General features: G+C 52.0%; 5 protein-coding genes. 3 read left to right on the forward strand and 2 right to left on the reverse strand.

Annotated elements, in window-relative coordinates; genetic code table 11:
• Window positions 1-1,660: hypothetical protein (locus ACLTXB_RS18510; protein WP_428227955.1), on the forward strand; the 1,660-nt coding region annotated here is incomplete at its 5' end.
• Entirely contained in the window at window positions 1,653-2,366 is a 714-nt protein-coding gene (locus ACLTXB_RS18515; RefSeq protein WP_428227956.1) for a hypothetical protein, read from the forward strand. The genes ACLTXB_RS18510 and ACLTXB_RS18515, both read left to right, overlap by 8 nt.
• A gap of 333 nt (window positions 2,367-2,699) precedes the next feature.
• Here the strand turns inward: ACLTXB_RS18515 and ACLTXB_RS18520 are convergent, their stop codons facing one another.
• Window positions 2,700-2,951, reverse strand: a complete 252-nt coding sequence (locus ACLTXB_RS18520; protein WP_428227957.1) for a hypothetical protein — start codon at window positions 2,949-2,951, stop codon at window positions 2,700-2,702.
• A gap of 101 nt (window positions 2,952-3,052) precedes the next feature.
• On the opposite strand from ACLTXB_RS18520, the gene ACLTXB_RS18525 reads away from it, so the two are divergent.
• Complete coding sequence (locus ACLTXB_RS18525) at window positions 3,053-3,274, forward strand: helix-turn-helix domain-containing protein (RefSeq protein WP_428227958.1); 222 nt, start codon at window positions 3,053-3,055, stop codon at window positions 3,272-3,274.
• A 77-nt stretch (window positions 3,275-3,351) separates the two neighbouring features.
• Here ACLTXB_RS18525 and ACLTXB_RS18530 read toward each other — a convergent pair.
• Window positions 3,352-4,256: hypothetical protein (locus tag ACLTXB_RS18530; protein ID WP_428227959.1), on the reverse strand; the 905-nt coding region annotated here is incomplete at its 5' end.

Raw genomic sequence — 4,256 nt, forward strand, 5'->3', positions numbered from 1 at the left:
GAGCCTGACCGTGTGGGCAGAGAACTGGCAGCTGTGCTGGCTCAATCCCTGTGTGTGGGCGCTGTCCGATGATTTCTCCAACTTTCGGATCTTCCGCTCCGTGGCCTATATGCGCCTGACCTGGCTGGCTGGCCTGGTGGGCGTGTGGGCGGTATCGTATCTCTGCATCCGCCAGTATGGGAAGGGGGCGCTTGGCTCCCTGGCCCGGAGCATCCGGCGGGCCTACCGTCCGGTGATCGCCGTGGCATTGCTGGCCTGCTCCGGCGTTGCCTACGCAGTTCAGCCCATGGTGGATAACAGCAATCCGGACCAAATGGCCATGACCTTTTATGAGATGCCCTATCTTGAGGGCGTGATCTGCACCAGCCGCTCCGCGCAGGTATTTCCCGATGTGTCTGACGGGACAGTGGGCGGCAAGGCAAGCTATTTCTTTGAAAACAGCTCCGGGCAGGAGCAGCGTGTCGCCTTTGGTGTTACCCCCGGCTACACCGTTTCCAATGTGCAGGCCAACGGCGAGACTGTCCCCTTTTCGGTGGGGGAGTATCAGGAATTCAATGAGGCAATGCTGGAAGTTACCCTTCCGGCCAAGACCCAGATCGAATTGACCATGGAATACAGTGGCTTCCCCCGTGAGAACCAAAATCTGTCGTGCAGTCAGGGGAGTGCAGAGATCAGCAAGACTTATCTGCAGCTGGAGAACGCGGCCCTCTCCCCGCGGCTTCTGAATGTGTTGCCCGACGAAAACTATTATCCTGCAGAGATGGAAATTACCCTTCCCGCTTCCATGGTGGCCATTCCCTTTGGCTCCAGCCGGGCGGAGGTGGCAGCAGAGCATGAAAACGGCACCAAAACCTGGCGCTGGGAAGAAATCGGAACCGGCGGGATCCTCTATGCCGGAGATTACATCCGGGAGGATATTCAGGCTGGGGGTATGACTATTGAACTTTACTATGGCCGCAAGCATCAGAAGATCATGGAGCAGGCCGGTGCAGCTGACGCGGTGCGGGCCGTGGTGGAGTATTGCACCGCACACTATGGAGCCCTGTCCTTCAGCGCCGGGGAGAGCCTGAAGCTGATCCAAAGCCGGATCGCCGGCGGCGGATATGCTGCCGGCGGCGCCAGCCTGCTGGATGAGGCAGATTTCACCATCGCCAGCCTGAGCGACGACAGCAAGGGAGCCGTCCCGGGGGAGATCTTTATCCACGAGCTGGTCCATCAGTGGTGGGGGCTGGGCAGTATGTTTGACATGCCTGCCCCGGACAGCCCCTGGTCCGCCGAGGGCCTGACCGTCTACACCACCTACCGCATTGTCAAGGAACTGTATGGGGAGGAGTATGCCCGGACCCATTACGTTGACCAGTGGCAGCGGGAGGTGGATGACTATTACCTGAACTTCTATGTGCGTCATCCCGAATACCTGGAGATGCTGCCGGAGGGGGAACGCCTGGGTATTTCCAACAGCCTGTCCGGTGTGCGGCAGTACAGTGAAATGCCGCTGAAGCTCCTGAAGGCGGAGCAGCTTGTGGGAGGGGAAGCAGCCATGGACCAGATCCTTCACGATCTGTTCAATCGGGAGATGGACCCCATGTGCCCCTATCTCACCTATGATGAATTTTTGAGTGCCTGCGGGCTGACAGAGGAGGATTTGAACCTTGGGTAAGATCTATCGCTATGAGTGCAGGCGGCTACTGTGGAATCAGTTCTTTGCGGGACTGGCCGCCGTGTTGCTTGGTTACGGTGCCCTGGTACTGCGGGGCGTGACCATTTTGGGGGTGTCCCACACGGCGCCCTTTTCCCCCTGGAGCTTTGGGGATTATCTCTCCCGGATGCTACCGCTTTTGTGGATCGGCGCACTGTTCTTCCTGACCTTCTTTACCTCTCTCAAGGCCCGGCGGACGGCAGCGCTTATAGATGCCGTGCCCATGCGGCCTGCCCGCTTCGCCCTGGCCCGGTGCGCCGCCGCGTTCACGGGGACGGCCATACTGGCGCTACTCTGTATCGCGGAAGCGGCAGTGTTTTACAGCCGGATGTTCGGCTGGTACAGCTGGGGGAGCCTAGTCTTTCCTGCGCTGGTGACCCTTCTGCCGCCGCTGGTGTTCGCCCTGGGCAGCGGATGGCTGCTTGGGCAGCTGAGGCCCTGGCTGCTGTATGTCTGGATGCCAATTCCCATCCTTCTGGCTGTGCTGCCCTTGCCGGAGGTTCTGGGACTGTGGAATGGGAGCTTCTTTACCGCCTATCCGCTGACACTGGAGGTCCTTGACCCGGCGTTTGCACTGCCGGGGCCTATGGTCATGGCTCAGCTACTCCTGCTGGTGGCTGGTATGGCCCTGCTGGTATTTGGGAGCAAGCGGCGCAGTATAAGCTGATTTTAATTGAAGAGAGAGGGAGGCAAATTACCTTCTCCCTGTCTTACTGCTTTGTTGTAGCTTTAGCGCAACAACAACCTCCAGCTATGCTGGGGAAGTAAAAAAGAATTAGCTTCAAGCATCGAGCGAAGCAAAAAAGAGTAATCTTTTTCTGCTATGTCTGAAAGTGAGATAAACGTTCATCAAGAAAATTCTGATGAAAACTACCGCTACAATCATTTGAGTCTCTACTCACATGAGTACACCAGTTTTGAATATGTTCTAAATAAGAAAAGCATCCTCTGAATTGTATTTCAGAGGATGCTTTTCTTATTGGCAGCTTCTCTTTTGAAATCAACCAAAATCATGCCGGTTACCACCGCCAGATCCCAACTCTTCAAAAGTGCAGACGATTTCTTCGATTTGCTGAAAGCACTCACTGTCTGTCAGGGAGTCATCTTCCAAAATGGTTTTGATTTTGTGTAATGCCTTATAGCATTCAAGCTCAATGATTTTCATTACATCAGTATGGATGAGTTCTGGGAAGGACACCTGGATTTTTTCGTTTTCAAACACATGACAGAGGATTTCTTGATACAATTCCATTCAATCACCGCCTTAGTACTTATAAGTTCTACCTCCAACATTCTAATCAAAATATGGGGTATCGTCAATAGTATCAATTAGTACTAAAGGCGGTGAATAGTATGTTATTTCAACGATTGAGAGACTTACGGGAGGACAGAGACCTACGACAGGAAGATGTAGCAGAAATTTTAGGAATCAGCCAAACTGTGTACTCCCGCTACGAGCGAGGATTTCAAGTAATTCCAGTTATCCATTTGTTGAAATTAGCAGACTATTATAAGGTATCTACGGATTATATACTTGGACGGACCAACAACAGTAAGCCATACGATGTGAGATGATATACCATAGATGGCCGCTAAGTTACATTCTCTTTATCTTTGTAACCCGTTCTCCATTGAAAAATGAAGAAATTCTTTTATTCCCGTTCCCGTCTACTCCGCTTTTTCTTCCGGGGATCTGGCGGCGGGGAGAAGGTCTGAATATAGTCCTGCCGGATTAGCGTCACATCCTGAGAAAGAAAAGCAGCGACACGGTCCTGTTCGGAAGTTTGCTCTGGGAAAAAGGACGTAAATTTCTGTGCCAGCTGTTCTTCTTTTTCATCCAGTTTAAGAGTGCCTTCGTATCCAATCAATTCTTTCAACACAGCAGTAAACTCCTTGTACCGATCCCCTCGAATATCCAGATCGACTTTCGCTTTGGCCGTCATGCCGTTAAGGTAAAGTACCTTCAAGGACGCATCGTTTCCTGACCGATTCATTGTGACCCATAAAGCGAGCTTTTTTGAGAGCAACTTCCCGCCAATCAGCATCCAGTTTTGGCTTCGGTAAATTTCCAGATACTTTTTCATGCCCTCATCTTCAAACGCTATTGGTTCAAAGTGTTCTCCATCTAGCAACTGCTCCAGCTGATTTTTGCTGAGAATCTGATTCAGCGCCGGTATGTTCCGGTAAGGCGTGCAGATATAGCGTTTCATTTTCTGAAACAGCGCCACAACCAGAACTGCTGTGCCAAGTAAAAACAGGAAAAGCTCTCCGTCCATTTCGATTTTTCCGGTTGCCGTTACCCAGATGCCACGCAGAACCAGCACGACGCCAAAGCCCCACAGTCCGAAAATCAGCAGCTTTTTCAGCGGATGAAAATGAATCCACTCAATGATCTGTACCTGTTGTTTGCCGCTCATAGATTTATCACGTAAAAGTCGGCGGGCGATCCACTGATTCAACAGTTGTGGAATCCATGCAATTCCAAAGAGAAAAACTGTAATGCCGGCATAAAGGGCAATCCCGATCCAACCAATATCCAGATAAGACTCCAAAAGCA

The organism is Flintibacter sp., assembly GCF_046973065.1.